The organism is Streptomyces sp. NPDC031554 (genome assembly GCF_055580685.1).
The window spans coordinates 202375-218953 of the sequence record NZ_JBVIKX010000002.1 but is presented as its reverse complement, the minus strand read 5'-3'; the positions used below and the strand labels follow the sequence as shown (position 1 = coordinate 218953).

Here is a 16579-nt window from a genome sequence, read left to right as displayed (position 1 = left end):
CGGCGGACGGGACTTCGTGGCGGACGGGGGCGACTCGGCCCGGACCGGGGCGGTCCCGCCCGGGAAGGCGGGACCCGGGCGGGAACCGGACACCGGTCGGACGGAGCGACGGCCCTACGGATAGACCGCCTGACTGCCTGACTGCCTGACGGATCAACGGTCCGTCGGATCGACGGCCCTACGGCCCGACGGACCGACGGGCCTCTCCCGTCCCCCGGCCCGGCTCACCGGGTGGGAGGACGGGAGAGCACCCACGCCGCCACCGCCGCGCCCCACCCCGGCCCCCGGGCCGCGACGACCAGCGCGCCCACCCCCGGACTCATCCCACCCCCGCCCCCGGCACCGCCGGAACCCCGGTCGCCGGAGCGCCCGCCGTCGGAAACCCTGCCGTCCGCAGGACGCTTCGTCCCGCGTCCACGGCGTACACCTCGCACCCCGGCAGGCCCGCCGCCCACGCGACGCCCTCCGTGCCCATCGCGAAGGCGGCGGTCGCCACCGCGTCCGCCTCCGTCAGGGTCGCCGCCACGACGCTGACGGACAGCAGTCCGGTCGCCGGCCGTCCGGTGCGCCCGTCGACGATGTGGTCGCCGCGTTCGTAGCGCGCGGAGGTCGCGACGGCCCCGTCGGTCAGCTCCAGCACCGTGCACAGCCGGTCGGCGATCTCCGGGTGCCGTACGCCCACCCGCCACGGGCCGCCGCGGACGACGACGTCGCCGCCGGCGTTGAGGCAGAACCGCTCCGCCCCGGCGGCGGCCAGCCGCTCCGCGGCCCGCTGCACCGCCCAGCCCTTCACGATCGCGCAGGGGTCGAACCCCCTCCCCGGCAGCCGGGCGTCGAAGGCGCCGCCGGTGGCGACCCGGTAGCGCTCGCACAGCTCGAGGATCTCCGCGAGGTCCGCACCGATCCGGGAGGCGGGCAGCTCGCCCCGGCCGTGGCGGGACACCTCGCTGTCCGCCCGGAACGGGCTGAACCGTTCGTCGACCTCGCGCAGCCACCCGAACACGGCGTCCGCGGCCCCGGCCATCGCGTCGGCCCGCCCGTCCGGGCCGTCGACGCGCAGGGAGACCGGGAACCCCATCACGTGTTCGACGCGGCGCACGTCAGGCGCCCTTCGCGTCGATCGCGGCCTGGAGGGACTCCTTGTAGCCCTCGCTGGTGAGCGTCGCGCCGGACACCGTGTCGATGTCCGCGCTCTGCGCCTCCAGCGTCTCGGCGACCAGCGTCGGCACGGCCGCCGTCGTCTGCGGGTGGTCCGGCTGCCGCACCATCCGCACCGCGGTGATCTCCTCCCCCTCGAAGGTGACCTCCACCTGTACGTCGCCCTTCTCGGTGCGCACCGTCGTGCCCGTGACGACGACGGCGCCGGAGGACGAGGTGGAGGGCGGGACGGAGGGCGTCGAGGCCGGTGCGGCGGCCTCCGCGGACGCGGTGCCCGTCGACGGCTCGTAGCGCCACAGGGGGACGAGTGCGGCGGCGGACAGGACCAGGACCGGCAGTGCTCGCTTCACGATGTCTCTCTCATCCCGCCAGGCTGAAGCGCTCGAAGTGGATCTGCGTCCGGGGCACGCCCAGCGCGCGCAGGCTGCCCAGGACGGCGTTCATCATCGGGGGCGGCCCGCACAGGAACACGTCCCGGCCGGCGATGTCCGGCACCAGGCGCAGCAGTTCGTCGGGGGCCAGCCGGTCGGGCACGGGCGGCCCGGTGACCAGGTGCAGTTCGGCGCCCTTGAGCCGGGCGAGGTCGCGCAGCTCGTCGTGGAGGACGGCGTCCCGCTCGGAGCCGACGCGGTGGATGACGACGGTGCGGCCGTGCAGCTCCTCCAGCAGGGCGCGCAGGGGGGTGACGCCGACCCCGCCGGCGATCAGCACGGCCTCCGGCCGGGTGCGGCGCATCGCGGTGAAGGCGCCGTAGGGGCCCTCGGCGAAGACGCGGGTGCCGGGCCGCAGGTGCCGCAGTCCCGCGGAGCCCTCGCCGACGGCCTTGACGGTCAGGCGCAGGCTCCGGCCGTCGGGCGCGGCGGACAGGGAGTACGGGTTGGCCTGCCACCAGCGGTCCCTGGTGAGGAAGCGCCACAGGAAGAACTGGCCGGCGCGGGCGGGCAGCCGGTCGAGGTCGCGGCCGGTGACGTACACGGAGACGACGTCGTCGGACTCGGGGACGACGGCCTCGACGCGCAGCCGGTGGCGCAGGTTGCGGTACAGGGGCAGCGCGATCCGGCCCAGGAACACCGAGCCGAGGGCGACGCTCCACAGGGCGTACCAGTACGCCGTGGCGGCGGGCGAGGTGGTGAACGTCGTACCGGCGGCGACCTGGTGGGTGAAGGCCAGCACCACGGCGACGTAGGTGTAGAGGTGGATGAAGTGCCAGGTCTCGTACGCCAGTCGGCGGCGGGCCCAGCGGGCGGAGACGCCGCCGACGACGAGGATCAGGGCGAACGCGACGACCGCGCGGAGCACGCCCTCGACGGTCTCGGCGAGGTCGACGAGCTGGCCGACCGGGCCCAGGGTGGAGGACCGCGCGTAGCCGAAGGTGACGAGGACGACGTGCCCGAGCAGCGTCCACAGCAGGCCGAAGCCGGTCCAGCGGTGCCAGTTCGTGAGCCGGTCCATGCCGATGCGCCGGTCCAGCCAGGGCAGCCGGGCGACCAGCAGCAGCTGGAACGCCATCAGCAGGGCGGCGTAGAGGCCGGCGAAGCGGCCGAGCACGAGCAGGGCGTTGGAGGCGAAGCCGGCCTGCACGGCGAAGAGGGTCACGACGGCCGCGTTCGCGGCCGGCACGGCGTACAGGCCGGTGCGGGCCACGACCGCGGGGCGTATCGCCGTGGGGGGTGCGGGGGGCGACTGGACGGTCGTCACGGACGGAAACTCCTTGATCGGGTCCTCAGGACACCGAGCTTCGCCGCCCGTTGCTGTCGATACCCTGTCGTACAACTTTCAAGAGGATATCGATCCCGGTCCGCCGGCCTCCGGGGGGCTGATGCCGCGGGGCGCGTGGCGCAGTATGGGCGGGTGGAAAAAGTACGGCTCCTGGTGGTGGACGACGACCCGCCGATCGCCGACCTCGTCGCGACGGTCGCCCGCTACGAGGGCTGGGACGCGGTCACCGCGAACACGGGCGAGGAGGCGCTGCGGCGCGCCGCGGAGTTCCGGCCGGACATCGTGGTGCTCGACCTGATGCTGCCCGACCTCGACGGCTTCGGCGTCCTGGACCGGCTGCGCCGCTCGGGGACGATGGTGCCGGTGGTCTTCCTCACCGCCCGTGACGGGGTCGCCGACCGGGTCGCGGGGCTCACCCGCGGCGGTGACGACTACCTGGTCAAGCCGTTCGCGGTCGAGGAGCTGATGGCGCGGCTGCGGACCGTGCTGCGCCGCAGCGCGGGTCCGGCGTTCCAGCGGTCGGTGCTGCGGGTGGGGGACCTGTCGATGGACGAGGACACCCGTGAGGTGCGGCGCGGCGACAGCACGCTGACGCTCACCCCGACCGAGTACGAGGTGCTGCGCTACCTGATGCGCAAGTCGCCGACGGTCCTGACCAAGGCGCAGATCCTCGACCACGTGTGGGAGTACGGCTTCGGCGGCCGCTCCAACGTGGTGGAGCTCGTGGTCAGCCGGCTGCGCCGCAAGCTCGACGCGACGGGCGAGCCGCTGATCCAGACGGTGCGCGGGTTCGGGTACGTCGTCCGGCGGGCCGCCGAGTGATCCGCCGGGCCCGGGGGTCGTACCGCGGGCTGCGGCTCGGCACCCGGCTCGCGCTCGGCCTGGGCGTGCTGTCGCTGGTGGTGTTCGCGGTGGTCGGCACGGCGCTGACCGCGTACATGCGGGACTATCTGGAGCACCAGCTGGGCTACCAGATGAAGGTCGTGCAGACCGTGCAGTCCAAGGACGCCGCGGCGCACGGCACGGTGACGCAGAAACCGTACTGGGGCTGGTTCTCCGCGGTGTACGACGTCTCGGGCGGTTCGGCCGTGCTGCGGCAGCCCGCCGACATCCCGCACGACATCCGTCCCCTCACCCGGTTCGCCGAGACGATGGCGGACTCCGACACCGAACTGCTGCGCACCGTGCGACTCGACGGCGAGGGCGTCTACCGGCTGCGGGCGTGCGAGGTCCGGCCCGGTGTGGTGCTGGTCAGCGCGGCGCCGATGAAGGGCGTCGAGGACACGATCGAGCGGCTCGTCACCGTGCAGGTCGTCACCTTCGGCCTGGCGCTGCTGGGGCTGGTGGTGGCCGGGCGGGCGCTGCTGCGGCGCGGTCTGAAGCCGCTGAGCGACATGGCGCACACCGCGCACGGCATCGCCTCGCACAACCTCACCGGGTCGGCCCCGCGGCTGCACGTGCGGGCGGACGCCCTCGGCGGCGGCCCGGAGGTGGAGGAGCTGCGCACCGCGTTCAACACGATGCTGGAGCACATCGACGCCTCCCTCGCGGTGCGCGCCGAGGCCGAGCAGCGGCTGCGCCGTTTCGTCGCGGACGCCTCGCACGAGCTGCGCACCCCGCTGATGTCCGTGCGCGGCTACGCGGACCTCTTCCAGTACGCGGCCGCCAACGAGCCCGGGGAACGGGACAGGCACCTGGCCCGGCTGCGCGCCGAGGCCGCCCGCATGGGCGTGCTCCTCGACGACCTCCTGCTGCTGGCGCGGCTGGACGCGGCGGAGGCGGAGACCCCGCTGCGGACGGAGGAGGCGGACCTGGTGGAGCTGGTCGAGCAGGCCGCCGACGCGTTCCGCGCCGGTCACCCCGACCACCCGCTGGCGGTGGCGCCGGGCCCGGCGCCGGTGCGGCTGCGCCTGGACCCGCAGCGCGTCCGGCAGGTCCTGGACAACCTCCTCACCAACGCGGCCGTGCACACCCCGCCCGGCACCCCGGTCTCCGTCGCGGTGTCGTCGGCCGCGCACACCGCGCGGGTGCGCGTCGCCGACGAGGGACCCGGCATCCCGCCCGGCGACCGCGACCGCGTCTTCGACCGCTTCCACCGCGTCGACAAGGCCCGCAGCCGCGACCGCGGCGGCAGCGGCCTCGGCCTGGCCGTGGCCCGCTCCCTGGTCGAGGCCCACGGAGGGACCCTCACCCTGGACGACGACCCGGCGCGCACGGCCTTCACCCTCACCCTGCCCCTGCGGCCGGCCGGGTGAGGCACGGGACCGCGCGGGCCGGGCCCCGGCGGCCGTCCCGCGGATGAGCGGCCCGTGCGGCGGGCAGACATCCCCCAGCACCGCGGTCGCCCCTCCGTCCGCACACCGTCGGCTCGCGGACACCGCACCGTCACCCCGGAGGGGAACGTCTCCCCCGTCCCCTCCCCCGCCCAGGGCCCGCCCCGCCGCAACCGCACCGCCCACCGCCCGCCCGTCCACCGCCCGCGGCCGTCGCCGCGACCGGTGGGCGGGCGGTGGGAACGGGCCGGACGCGCCCGCCCCGATCCGTCGCCCCGCCGTGCGCGGGCGTGACGCGGAAGGACACCGTGCGCCGTGTCCCTGATGCCGCTCGACGGTCCCGTCGCCCCGCTCCCCCGCACCGACGACCGCCCCCCGCCGCCGGTCTCCCCCGCCCGCCGCGCGCTCGGCTCCCCCGCCCGCCACGTCGCGGTCCTGCTCCCGCTCCTGCTGCTCGGGGTCTGGGCGGCGGTCGACGGGGCCGCCGTCCGCGACGGCGCCGCCCGCCTCACCGCCGCCGACCCGTGGTGGCTGTCGGCCGGGCTCGTCCTCACCTGTCTGGGCTGGGTCGCCGCCGCCTGTGTCCGGCAGGGCGCGGTCCCCGACCGGCTGCCCAGGGGACCGCTGCTCGCCTCCCAGATCGCCGCGGACGCCGCGAACCACCTGCTGCCGGCGAACCTCGGCGCCCACGCGGTCACCGTCCGCTTCCTGTTGCGCCAGGGCGTCCCGCTCCCCCGCGCGACCGCCTCGATCGCCCTGTACTCCCTGGTCAGGGCCATGGCGAAGGCCCCGCTCCTGCTGGTCTTCCTGCTGGCCGCCCCGACGGCCGTACCGCCCGTGGCGCTCCTCCCGGACGGTCGGACCCTGGCCCTGGCCGTCGGGGGCGCCCTCCTCGTGCCCGCCGCGGCCGCGGTCACACTGGCCCTGGTACGCCCCCTGCGGCGCCCGGCGGTGGACTTCGTCCGCACCGCCCTCACCGACGCCCGGCACCTGCACACCCGCCCGGGCCGCCTCCTCCCCCTGTGGGGAGGGGCGGTGGCGGCACCGCTGCTCCAGGGGTGCGTGGTGGCCTCGGTGGGCACCGCGCTCGGCGTCCCGCTGTCCTGGCCGCAGCTGGTCTTCGCGTTCCTGGCCGCCGGCACCGCCGCGGCCGCGGTGCCGGCCCCCGGCGGCATCGGACCGGTCGACGCGGCCCTGGTCCTCGCCCTGACCGGTTACGGCACCCCCCTCGCCCTCGCCACGACCACCGTCATCGGCTACCGGGTCCTGACGGTCTGGCTCCCGCTGCTGCCGGGGATGCTGGTGCTGTCGGCGCTGGTGCAGCGGAAGGTGCTGTGAGGGGCGGTGGCGCGGGGAGGGGACGGGTGGGGGTCAGCCCTCGGCGGGCGTCAGCCGCAGCGAGATGCTGTTGATGCAGTACCGCTGGTCGGTGGGGGTGGGATAGCCCTCCCCCTCGAAGACGTGGCCGAGGTGCGAGCCGCAGCGCGCGCAGCGCACCTCGGTCCGCAGCATGCCGTGCGAGCGGTCCTCGATCAGCTCCACCGCGTCGGTGTCCTTCGGGTCGAAGAAGGACGGCCAGCCGCAGTGGGACTCGAACTTGGTGCCGGAGGTGAACAGTTCGGCGCCGCAGGCCCGACAGGAGTAGACACCGGTCGTCTTCGTGTCGGTGTACTCACCGGTGAACGCGGGCTCCGTACCGGCCCGGCGCAGCACGGCGTACTCGGCCGGGGTCAGTTCGGCCCGCCACTGCTCGTCGGGCTTTTCGACGTCGTACGACATGAAGGCCAACCCCTCTACTTCTGTGCGAGACGGTCCAGGATGCGCGGGCCCAGGTCCGTCACGTCGCCCGCGCCCATGGTGAGAACGAGATCACCGGGCCCGGCCATTCCCGCGATCACGGACGGCACCTCGTCCTTGTCGTGCACCGGGGTCACGGCGGCACCCGCCGCCCGGCCGGCGTCGATGATCAGCTCGCTGGTCACGCCCGGGAGCGGGTCCTCGCGGGCGGGGTAGATGTCGAGGACGACGGAGGCGTCCGCGAGGGCCAGCGCCTGCCCCATCTCCTTGCCCAGTTCCTGGGTACGGGAGAACAGGTGCGGCTGGAAGACGACGAGGATGCGGGCGTCGCCCACGGCGGAGCGCATCGCCTCCAGGTCGGCCGTCATCTCCGTCGGGTGGTGCGCGTAGGAGTCGACGACCTGCACGCCGGCCGCCTCGCCCTTGAGCTGCAGGCGCCGCTTGACGCCGGTGTAGGCGGCCAGGGCGGGCGCCAGCTCGGCGGCCGGGATCCCGAGCGAGACCCCGGCGACCAGTGCGGCGACGGCGTTGTGCGCGTAGTGGCGGCCGGGCACGGAGACCGCGAAGGTCAGTTCCTGCCCGTCGAGCAGGACGGTGACCTCGCTCTTCAGCCCCTGGGCCACCACCGACAGCACCCGCACGTCGGCGTCCTCGGCCTCCCCGTAGGTCACCACCCGCACGCCCTCGACCCGCCGGGTCAGCTCCCGCGCGCCCTCGTGGTCGGCGGAGATCACCAGCGTGCCGCCGGGCACGATCCGCCCGGCGAACGTCTCGAAGGACTCGTAGATCTCGTCCATCGACGCGTAGTTGGCGTGGTGGTCCAGCTCCACGTTGAGGACGATCGCGACCTCGGGGGCGTACTTGTGGAAGCTGCGGTCCGATTCGTCGGCCTCGGCGACGAAGATCTCGCCGGCGCCGTGCAGCGCGTTGGAGCCGGGCGCGTCCAGGTCGCCGCCGATGGCGTACGACGGGTCCAGGCCCAGTTCGGACAGCGAGACCGCGAGCATGGAGGTGGTGGTGGTCTTGCCGTGCGTGCCGGCGACCGCGATCGGCCGCAGGCCGTCCATCAGCCGGGCGAGGGCGTCCGAGCGGTGGACCACCGGGATGCCCAGCTCGGCGGCGCGGGCCAGCTCGGGGTTGTCCGCGCGGATCGCCGACGAGACGACGACGCAGCCGGCGTCGTCGGCGAGGTGCTCCGCGGCGTGCCCGATGTGCACGGTCGCCCCGAGCGCCCGCAGCGCCTGCGCGGTCGCCGACTCCTTGGCGTCGCTGCCGGACACCTCGGCCCCGCGCTGGGCCAGGATCTTGGCGATCCCGGACATCCCGGCGCCGCCGATGCCGATGAAGTGCGGTCGGTCCATGGCGGAAGGAAGGCCGGGTGCCATGCGTGTCTCTCCCAGATGCGGTACGACGGTGACGCCCCCACCCTATTGCGCGAACCGTCCCCACCCGACCAGGGGCACGGCGAACCGCCCCGGGACGCCTGCCCACCCGGCCAAGCCCCACCACCCCGCCCCCGGGGGCGGGGTGAACCGCGCGACCGGCCACGGCCGACCGCGAGCCGCCCGGCACCCGCACTCCCACGGCGCACCGCCCCCGCCGGGCCGACGGCGGTCAGGAGCACCGCCCGCCCCGTCGACGCGGGTCGCCCGCGAGGCCGGCGGCGGTCACCTCACCCCGCGAGGCCGGCGGCGGTCACACCTTGCTGTGCGAGAACAGCTTCAGCACCGGCACCCCCACCTTGTGACGCGCGCGCGACGCCCAGTCGCGGTGGAAGAACTCCTCCACGTAGTGCGGATCGGTCAGGACGATCACCTCGTCCGCCCCGGTCTCCTCGACGAGCGTCTTCAGCGCGTCCAGCGGGTGGTCCTCCACCAGCCGCCCCACCGCCTCGCTGCCGGCGGCGTGCAGCGCCTGCAAGGACACGTCCAGGGCCCGGACCCCGAACCCCTTGGCCTCGTCGCCCTCGGGCGTCTCGCCCTCCTTCGCCGCCTCGTCCAGCTCGCCGAGCGCGACGTCGTCGATGGCCCGCAGCAGGCGGTCCGCCTGGTCGCCGCGCGGCTGGAGCAGGACGTGGAACGAGACCGGATCGTCACCGTGCAAAGTGGTGACGAACTCCACGTCGGCGGACGTCAGGGCCTTCTCGATCATCAAAACGCTTGTGAACACCAGCGCCTCATTCTCCTTCGAGGACCCCCGTGGCCCTCAGTCCTCCGCGGGCCTCCGAGACCCTGCGGAAACCATCCTTCCCCGTGTTCGCACGGGGTCTGCGTGTCCTAGTCTGCCCATCCGAAGTCAACCGGAACGGAAGGTTCCGTCGAATTCGGTTTCAGGGTGCCGCCCGCCTTCCCCGGCAGCACCCCGTCACGCCCCTCCCTCCCGTTACTTCCGTTCCTTCCTTTCCCTTCCGTCCCGTCCGTCAGGCCCGCCCGTACCGGCTGAAGAGGAACCCGTCCTCCTCCAGGAGCGACACCAGCGCGAACCGTCGCGGAACCGCGACCCCGGGTCCGCCCGCGATGCGCTGCGCGCCGCCCGCGGTGAGCGTCGGGGAGAGCGTCAGGCACAGCTCGTCGAGCACCCCGGCGGCCACCAGCTGCCCGAGCAGCCGGGGACCGCCCTCGGTGAGCAGCCGGGTGTGCCCGAGGGCGGCGAGGGCCCGGACGGCCCGCGCGGGGTCGACGCCCGCGCCGTCCCCGGCGGTCACCACCCGGGCGCCCGCCTTCTCGGCCGCCGCGACCCGGCCGGGGTCCGCCGCCGCGCCGGTCAGGATCAGGGTCGGGACCAGCGGGGAGGTGAAGAGCGGCAGTGAGAGGTCCAGGTCCAGGCCGGCGCTGACGACCGCGATCGCCGGGGCGGCGCCCTGCCCGGCCGCCCTCCGCCGCTCCGCGAACTCCGCACGCGCGCGTGCCGGGCGGTACTGCTCCCGGCGTACCGTCTCGGCGCCGACGACCACCACGTCGGCGAGCGCCCGCAGGGTGCCGAAGACGCGCATGTCGGTGGCGCCGGAGATGGGCTGGGAGCGCCCGTCGTGCTGGGCGGCGCCGTCGAGCGTGGAGACCATGTTGGCGCGCAGCCAGGGCGCCGGCCCGCCGGGACCGGGCTCCGGGTAGGCGTAGGCGTCGGCGATCTCGTCGAGGCTCCACTCACGGGCCCGTGCCGCCGCACCCCCTTCGCCCGGGGGGTCGGCCACTGTCTGGTCGGTCACAGGGAACAGCCGTCGCATGCCAGGCAGTCTGGCACGGCGCTTACCATGGGGAACCGTGTCGTCCTACCGTTCCGCCCTCGGCATCGACCCGATAGCCGACGCGGCCCCCGTGTCCCTGTGCGCCCGTGAGCCGCATGTCCCCGCGGACCGGCTGGTCGCGGAGATGGTGCCACCGCCCCGGTTCGACTCGGTGCGCTTCAGCACCTACCTCCCGGACCCGAACCAGCCCAGCCAGACGCGGGCGGTGGAGGTCCTGGAGGACTTCGCCGCGGGTCTCGACGGGGCGCAAGCCGTCGGTTCCGCCAGACGGGGGTTCCTCGGCCTGGGCCGGGCGAGGGCGCCGAAGGTCCCGGCCGGCCCGCGCGGCGTCTACCTGGACGGCGGGTACGGCGTCGGCAAGACGCACCTGCTGGCGTCGCTGTGGCACGCCACCCCGGCCGAACCCGCGCTCAAGGCGTTCGGCACCTTCGTCGAACTGACGAACCTGGTGGGCGCCCTCGGCTTCCAGCAGACGGTGCGGACCCTCTCCGGCCACCGGTTGCTGTGCATCGACGAGTTCGAGCTGGACGACCCGGGCGACACCGTCCTGGTCTCGACGCTGCTGGGCAAGCTGGTCGAGGCGGGCGTCGCCCTCGCGGCCACCTCCAACACCCTGCCGGGCAAGCTCGGCGAGGGCCGGTTCGCGGCGGCCGACTTCCTCCGGGAGATCCAGGGGCTGTCCGCGCACTTCCGCGCCCTGCGCATCGACGGCGAGGACTACCGCCACCGCGGCCTGCCCGAGGCGCCGGCGCCGTACTCCGAGGAACAGGTGACGAAGGCGGCGTACGCCACCGCCGGGTCCTCGCTCGACGACTTCCCGGGCCTGCTCGACCACCTCGCCCGGGTCCACCCCAGCCGCTACGGCGCGCTGACCGACGGCCTGAAAGCGGTCTGTCTCACCGACGTCCAGCCGGTCCCCGACCAGTCCACGGCGCTGCGCCTGGTCGTCCTCGCCGACCGGCTGTACGACCGCGAGGTCCCGGTGCTGGCCTCCGGACTGCCGTTCGACCGCCTGTTCAGCGACGAGATGCTGAACGGCGGATACCGCAAGAAGTACTTCCGGGCGATCTCCCGCCTCACCGCGCTGGCCCGCGACGCCAAGCGGCTCGTCGAGTCCGCCTGAGCGTCCGCCGGCCCCCACCGAGGGCCGGTTCGCGCCACTCCACCCGCGTTTTTAAGGCGCAGTTCGCCTGGAAACGTGGAGTTAACCCTGCAAACAACTTTGCAGGGTTAACGTGTTTCTTGACCATCGGTTGACCAATCCTTGGTCCGGACCGGAGGCGTGAAACGGCCGGGAGGGGGCGCATGTTCCGAGGTGAGACGGCCAGGGGCGCGATGTCGCTCCTCGTCGCCGTCCTGCTGACACTCCCTTTCTTCACACTCGCCCCTTCCTTCGCACACGCGTACACAGCCCGTCATGCCGAGGCCAAGGCCGTGCCCGGGATCAAGGCCTCCGCCACGCCCGCGCGCGACGAGATCTCCCCCTCCCGGCCCTGCGGCCGGTCCGAGAAGCCCTCCGACCCCCTGCGCGTGCGCGACCGGCACCGCACCACCGTCACCGCCGGCCCGGCACCGCAGCAGCACGAGCGCCCCCGGCCGGTCCGGGATCCGGCGGCCGGGCACCGGGACCCCGGTCCGGCCGGCCTCCACCGGCACGGGGCGAGACCCCCGACCGCCCACTCCCCGGCGGCCCTCCAGGTCTTCCTCTGCTGACAGGGCCCTCCGCTGCCGCAGCGGAGCGGAACAGCAGTTCCCCCACCTGTCCTGCACGTCCGACGCGCACCCCACCGCGCGCCAGGAGGAATCACCACGTCATGCAGCCCCTCATCGACAACGCCCGTACGTTCGGACAGCGCCCTGAGGAGTTCGCCCAGCTCGCGGCGGGCCAGTCACCCGACGTCCTGTTCATCACCTGTTCCGACTCGCGGGTCGTCCCCGCCCTGATCACGGGCGCCCGCCCCGGCCAGCTGTTCGAGCTGCGCACCGCCGGCAACATCGTTCCCCCCTACGTCTCGAACCCCCCGACCGGCGAGGCCGCCACCATCGAGTACGCCGTGGAGGTGCTCGGCGTCCGGGACGTCGTCGTCTGCGGCCACTCGCACTGCGGTGCCGTCGGCGCGCTCGTGCGCGGCGACGACCTCGACGCCGTCCCGGCCGTGCGCGCCTGGCTCGCGCACGCCGCCGGCGAACCCGCGGCCGCCGACGCCGGCGACCCGACCGTCGCGCAGGCCGTGCAGCACCACGTCCTCGCGCAACTGCTGCGGCTGCGCTCCTACCCGTGCGTGGAGAAGCGGCTCGCGGACGGCCGGCTGCGGGTGCGCGGCTGGTACTACGAGGTGCACACCGGCGCCGTGCGCGAACACCGCGCCGACACCGACTCCTTCGAGGCCCTGTGAGGACCCCGATGACCAGGTTCCCCCACCTCAGGGAGGACTTCACCGCCTCCCTCGTCGTCTTCCTGGTCGCGCTGCCGCTGTGCGTCGGCGTGGCCGTGGCCTCCGGCGCCCCCGCCGAACTGGGGCTCGTGACCGGCATAGTCGGCGGCGTCGTCACCGGTCTGATGCGCGGCAGCAGCCTCCAGGTGTCCGGACCGGCGGCCGGTCTGACCGTGCTGGTCTTCGAGGCGGTCCAGGAGTTCGGACTGCCCGCGCTCGGTGTGATCGTGCTCGCCACCGGCGTGCTCCAGATCGCGATGGGCGTCCTGAGGCTGGGGCGCTGGTTCCGGGCCATCTCGGTCTCCGTCGTCGAGGGCATGCTGGCCGGGATCGGCCTGGTGCTGATCGCCGGCCAGCTGTACTCGCTGGTCGGTGCCGAGGCCCCCGCGTCCGGCCTGGAGAAGATCGCCGGGCTGCCGGCGGCCGTCGTGGACGTCTTCGGCAGCACCGCCTCGCTCGCCTCGCTCGCCCTGGGCGCCGGCACCGTCGTCCTCCTCGTGGTGTGGAGGCGGCTGCCGGCGAAGGCGCGCGCGGTGCCCGGTCAGCTCGCCGCCGTCGCCCTGGCCACCCTCGCCGCGCTGGTGCTGGACCTGCCGGTGGCCACCGTGGAGGTGCGGGGCCTGCTCGGCTCGATCCAGCCGCCGTCCCCGGACGCCCTCGACGGGGCGGCCGTCGTCGGTCTGATCGCCACGATCGTGGCGTTCACCCTGATCGCGTCCGCCGAGTCGCTGTTCAGCGCGGCGGCGGTGGACCGGCTGCACGACGGGCCGCGCACCCGGTACGACAAGGAGCTCATCGCGCAGGGCGCGGGCAACACCGTCTGCGGCGCGCTCGGCGCCCTGCCGATGACCGCGGTGATCGTGCGCAGCGCGGCCAACGTGCAGGCGGGCGCGCGCACCAAGGCGTCCCGGGTGCTGCACGGCGTCTGGCTGCTGCTGTTCGCGGCGCTCCTGCCGGGCGTGCTGGCCTACATCCCCCTCCCGGCGCTCGCGGGCATCCTGGTGCACGCGGGGGCCAAGCTCATCCCCGTCCGGTCGGTCGTGTCGCTGTGGCGCGACCACCGGGGCGAGGCGCTGATCCTGGTCGTCACGGCCGTGTCGATCGTCTCGGTCAGCATGTTCGAGGGCGTCCTGATCGGCCTGGCGCTGGCGGTCGTCAAGACGGCCTGGGAGGCCTCGCACGTCAGGACGGAGGTCGTCGACAAGGGCTCCGGCCCCGTCCAGGCCCACCTGTCGGGCAACGCGACCTTCCTGCGGCTGCCGAAGATCCTGGACAGCCTGGAGGCCCTGCCGCAGGACCGTCCGGTCGAGCTGGACCTCTCCGGTCTACACCACCTCGACCACGCCTGCCGCACGGCGCTGGAGAACTGGGCGGCCCGGCACAGCGACGCCGGCACCGAACCGGTGCGGGTCACCATGGCCGCGTAGCGCCGGGCCGGCGGAGGGCTTTCGCCCCGCCCGCCGTCGGTTCCGGGCGCCGGCACGTGGCCCCGGGACCGGCGGCGGGCCTATCTTTGCAGGACAGGCGTGTCGGACCTCTCCCGGAGGAGGTCGTGATGGTCGAGGAGCTGCTGACGGCGGCCGCGGCGGTCGGTGCCGCGGGGTTCGCGTACGTGGCGGCGGGCGCCCGGGTCGTGAAGCAGTACGAACGCGGGGTCGTCCTCCGGCTCGGCCGGGTCGCGGGCGAGGCGCGCAGGCCGGGCTTCACCATGGTGGTGCCCTTCGTCGACCGGCTGCGCAAGGTCAACCTCCAGATCGTGACGATGCCCGTGCCCGCGCAGGAGGGCATCACGCGGGACAACGTGACCGTGCGGGTCGACGCGGTCGTCTACTTCCGGGTCGTGGACCCGACGGCGGCGATCATCAACGTCGAGGACTACCGCTTCGCCGTCTCGCAGATGGCGCAGACCTCGCTGCGGTCGATCATCGGCAAGAGTGAACTGGACGACCTGCTCTCCGACCGGGAAAAGCTCAACCAGGGGCTGGAGCTGATGATCGACAGCCCGGCGGTGGGCTGGGGCGTGCAGATCGACCGGGTCGAGATCAAGGACGTGTCGCTGCCCGACACCATGAAGCGCTCGATGGCCCGTCAGGCGGAGGCCGACCGCGAGCGGCGGGCCCGGGTCATCAACGCGGACGCGGAGCTCCAGGCGTCGCGGAAGCTCGCCGAGGCGGCCCAGCAGATGGAGGACACTCCCTCCGCGCTCCAGCTGCGGCTCCTGCAGACGGTGGTGGCGGTGGCCGCCGAGAAGAACTCCACGCTTGTGCTGCCGTTCCCGGTGGAACTGCTGCGCTTCCTGGAGCGCGCCCAGCAACAGCCGCAGCCCTCGCCGCCCCCGCAGCCGTCACGGCCCGGCTCCCCGCCGTCGCCGTCCGCCCCGCCGGTGGAGCGGTGACACGAGCCACTCGCGTGGTTCCCGGGGCGGGCGCCGGGTGATAGACACGGCGGGGTCACCGTCCCTGTCCGCCAGCAGGAAGGTCACCCCATGTCCGCGACCCGTCGTCAGATCCTCGCCCGCACCGGTGCCCTGGGAGCGGGCATCGCCTTCTCCGGGGCGCTGTCCGAGCTCTTCCCCGGCACGGCCATCGCCGCCCAGGACCTCGGCCACGGCGGCTACGGCCCCCTCGTGCCCGACCCGCACGGCCTGCTCGATCTGCCGGAAGGTTTCCGCTACCGGGTGCTGTCCCGCGAGGGCGACGCGCTGCGCTCCGGGGAGGGCCCGGTCCCCTCGAACCACGACGGCATGGCAGCCCTCCCCGGCCGCGACGGCCGCGTCCACCTGGTCCGCAACCACGAGAACCGCCCCACCGCCCGGTACCCGGTCCCCACCGTGGCCGGCCTGACCTACGACCCGGCCGGCAAGGGCGGCTGTACGGCCCTGACCCTGGACCCGGGCGGCAAGGTGGTCGCCGAACGGGTCGCGCTCGCCGGTACGGCCGTCAACTGCGCGGGCGGGCCCACCCCGTGGCGCACCTGGCTGACCTGCGAGGAGACCGAGGACAAGGCCGGCACCAACGGCTACGCCGAGGACCACGGCTTCGTCTTCGAGGTCGACCCGTCCGACCCGCGCCGCACCGGGGCGGTCCCGCTGACCGCGATGGGCCGTTTCCAGCACGAGGCGGTCGCGGTCGACCCGCACCTGGGGATCGTCTACGAGACGGAGGACGCCTTCCTCGAGCCCTTCGGCCTGTTCTACCGCTTCCTGCCCGCGAAGCCGCTGGGCGGCGTGGGCTCGCTGCGCGCCGGCGGCCGGCTCCAGGCGATGCGCGTGCCGGGCGTGCCGGACCTGTCGTCGGTCCGCGAGACGGGCACGGTCTTCGACGGCGTCGAGTGGGTCGACGTACCCGACCCGCTGGCCGTCGGCACCCCGGTCAGGTTGCAGGACTTCGGTCCGAAGGGCGTCACGCACGCGCAGAAGCTGGAGGGCTGCTACTGGGGCGGGCGGTGCGTGTACTTCGTGTCGTCGTTCGCCCGTGCCACCGACGGCTCGGCGGCCGACCATTTCGGCCAGGTCTGGCGCTACGACCCGGCCCGCCGCCGGCTGACCCTGGTGATCGTCTTCGGCCCGGACACGGACGTGCGGCTGCCGGGCGAGTCCCCCGACAACATCTGCCTCGCGCCCAGCGGCGGCCTGATGGTCTGCGAGGACGGCAACGGCGCCCAGCACGTCTTCGGGGTGACGCGGGGCGGCGAGGTCTACGCGATGGCGCGCGGACGCCAGGCGATCGCCTCGGCCGCCGGCGCGGCGGGCGGCACGCCGCAGGAGCCCGAGTGGGGCGAGTTCGCCGGCGTCACCTTCTCGCCCGACGGCCGCACGATGTACGTCAACTGCTACACGCCGGGGACGACGTTCGCGGTGACGGGCCCCTGGCGCCGGTAGGCCGGTGCCCGCCCGGGTCACCTGCCCGGTGACCCGGGCGGGTGACGCGGCACGAGGCGCGCGCACATCTCCA

Annotated in this window: 16 protein-coding genes; 9 read left to right on the top strand and 7 right to left on the bottom strand. The window is 74.3% G+C overall.

The genetic code is table 11. From position 1 onward, the window contains the following. Positions 1–319: 319 nt before the first annotated feature. Genes ACZ5FU_RS06400 through ACZ5FU_RS06390 form a run of 3 tightly spaced genes read right to left on the bottom strand, consistent with a single transcriptional unit; the run spans position 320 to position 2856 of the window. Positions 320–1099, bottom strand: a complete 780-nt coding sequence (locus ACZ5FU_RS06400) for an FAD:protein FMN transferase (protein ID WP_451526899.1) — start codon at positions 1097–1099, stop codon at positions 320–322. 1 nt (position 1100) lies between these two features. After that, positions 1101–1508 (bottom strand): FMN-binding protein, encoded by a 408-nt coding sequence (locus ACZ5FU_RS06395; RefSeq protein ID WP_451526898.1) that lies wholly within the window; start codon positions 1506–1508, stop codon positions 1101–1103. 10 nt (positions 1509–1518) lie between these two features. Next, positions 1519–2856 carry a ferredoxin reductase family protein gene (locus ACZ5FU_RS06390; RefSeq protein WP_469044908.1) on the bottom strand — a complete coding sequence of 446 codons (1338 nt, stop codon included), beginning with the start codon at positions 2854–2856 and terminating at the stop codon, positions 1519–1521. 153 nt (positions 2857–3009) lie between these two features. Between ACZ5FU_RS06390 and ACZ5FU_RS06385 the strand changes: the two genes are divergently transcribed. The 3 genes from ACZ5FU_RS06385 to ACZ5FU_RS06375 all read left to right on the top strand — a co-directional run bounded on the left by ACZ5FU_RS06385 (position 3010) and on the right by ACZ5FU_RS06375 (position 6488). Then, complete coding sequence (locus tag ACZ5FU_RS06385; protein WP_451526896.1) at positions 3010–3699, top strand: response regulator transcription factor; 690 nt, start codon at positions 3010–3012, stop codon at positions 3697–3699. Then, entirely contained in the window at positions 3696–5132 is a 1437-nt protein-coding gene (locus tag ACZ5FU_RS06380; protein WP_469044907.1) for a sensor histidine kinase, read from the top strand. The genes ACZ5FU_RS06385 and ACZ5FU_RS06380 overlap by 4 nt, the downstream gene beginning before the upstream one ends. A 333-nt stretch (positions 5133–5465) precedes the next feature. Beyond that, positions 5466–6488: a lysylphosphatidylglycerol synthase transmembrane domain-containing protein gene (locus tag ACZ5FU_RS06375; protein ID WP_469044905.1), complete on the top strand. Its 1023-nt coding sequence runs from the start codon at positions 5466–5468 to the stop codon at positions 6486–6488. Positions 6489–6521: 33 nt separating this feature from the next. Here the strand turns inward: ACZ5FU_RS06375 and msrB are convergent, their stop codons facing one another. The 4 genes from msrB to ACZ5FU_RS06355 form a co-directional block, all read right to left on the bottom strand. Beyond that, positions 6522–6929, bottom strand: coding sequence for a peptide-methionine (R)-S-oxide reductase MsrB (msrB, locus tag ACZ5FU_RS06370; RefSeq protein ID WP_451526893.1), 408 nt, complete (start codon positions 6927–6929; stop codon positions 6522–6524). Positions 6930–6943: 14 nt separating this feature from the next. Further along, positions 6944–8332, bottom strand: a complete 1389-nt coding sequence (gene murC / locus ACZ5FU_RS06365) for a UDP-N-acetylmuramate--L-alanine ligase (RefSeq protein WP_468833102.1) — start codon at positions 8330–8332, stop codon at positions 6944–6946. Between the two features lie 310 nt (positions 8333–8642). Beyond that, positions 8643–9116 (bottom strand): indole-3-glycerol phosphate synthase, encoded by a 474-nt coding sequence (locus ACZ5FU_RS06360; protein ID WP_451526891.1) that lies wholly within the window; start codon positions 9114–9116, stop codon positions 8643–8645. Positions 9117–9366: 250 nt separating this feature from the next. Beyond that, positions 9367–10170, bottom strand: a complete 804-nt coding sequence (locus ACZ5FU_RS06355; protein WP_451526890.1) for a pyrimidine reductase family protein — start codon at positions 10168–10170, stop codon at positions 9367–9369. A 37-nt stretch (positions 10171–10207) separates the two neighbouring features. Here ACZ5FU_RS06355 and zapE point away from each other — a divergent pair, with 37 nt between their 5' ends. From zapE to ACZ5FU_RS06325, 6 genes are all read left to right on the top strand, one after another. Continuing rightward, a complete protein-coding gene (zapE, locus tag ACZ5FU_RS06350) occupies positions 10208–11314 on the top strand; it encodes a cell division protein ZapE (RefSeq protein WP_469044903.1) in 1107 nt (368 codons plus the stop codon). A 182-nt stretch (positions 11315–11496) separates the two neighbouring features. Then, a complete protein-coding gene (locus ACZ5FU_RS06345; protein ID WP_451779999.1) occupies positions 11497–11904 on the top strand; it encodes a hypothetical protein in 408 nt (135 codons plus the stop codon). A gap of 101 nt (positions 11905–12005) precedes the next feature. After that, positions 12006–12587 (top strand): carbonic anhydrase, encoded by a 582-nt coding sequence (locus tag ACZ5FU_RS06340; RefSeq protein WP_451526887.1) that lies wholly within the window; start codon positions 12006–12008, stop codon positions 12585–12587. Between the two features lie 8 nt (positions 12588–12595). Continuing rightward, positions 12596–14053: a SulP family inorganic anion transporter gene (locus tag ACZ5FU_RS06335; RefSeq protein WP_451526886.1), complete on the top strand. Its 1458-nt coding sequence runs from the start codon at positions 12596–12598 to the stop codon at positions 14051–14053. Between the two features lie 128 nt (positions 14054–14181). Beyond that, positions 14182–15021, top strand: a complete 840-nt coding sequence (locus ACZ5FU_RS06330; protein ID WP_451526885.1) for a slipin family protein — start codon at positions 14182–14184, stop codon at positions 15019–15021. 90 nt (positions 15022–15111) lie between these two features. Continuing rightward, positions 15112–16506: an alkaline phosphatase PhoX gene (locus tag ACZ5FU_RS06325; protein WP_469044902.1), complete on the top strand. Its 1395-nt coding sequence runs from the start codon at positions 15112–15114 to the stop codon at positions 16504–16506. Positions 16507–16579: the final 73 nt, after the last annotated feature.

What these genes read in the sequence shown, in the direction of transcription:
- msrB (WP_451526893.1), bottom strand. Translation starts at nt 6,929, where the DNA reads ATGTCGTACGACGTCGAAAAGCCCGACGAGCAGTGGCGGGCCGAACTG.
- murC (WP_468833102.1), bottom strand. Translation starts at nt 8,332, where the DNA reads ATGGCACCCGGCCTTCCTTCCGCCATGGACCGACCGCACTTCATCGGC.
- ACZ5FU_RS06355 (WP_451526890.1), bottom strand. Translation starts at nt 10,170, where the DNA reads ATGCGACGGCTGTTCCCTGTGACCGACCAGACAGTGGCCGACCCCCCG.
- ACZ5FU_RS06345 (WP_451779999.1), top strand. Translation starts at nt 11,497, where the DNA reads ATGTTCCGAGGTGAGACGGCCAGGGGCGCGATGTCGCTCCTCGTCGCC.
- ACZ5FU_RS06340 (WP_451526887.1), top strand. Translation starts at nt 12,006, where the DNA reads ATGCAGCCCCTCATCGACAACGCCCGTACGTTCGGACAGCGCCCTGAG.
- ACZ5FU_RS06335 (WP_451526886.1), top strand. Translation starts at nt 12,596, where the DNA reads ATGACCAGGTTCCCCCACCTCAGGGAGGACTTCACCGCCTCCCTCGTC.
- ACZ5FU_RS06330 (WP_451526885.1), top strand. Translation starts at nt 14,182, where the DNA reads ATGGTCGAGGAGCTGCTGACGGCGGCCGCGGCGGTCGGTGCCGCGGGG.
- ACZ5FU_RS06325 (WP_469044902.1), top strand. Translation starts at nt 15,112, where the DNA reads ATGTCCGCGACCCGTCGTCAGATCCTCGCCCGCACCGGTGCCCTGGGA.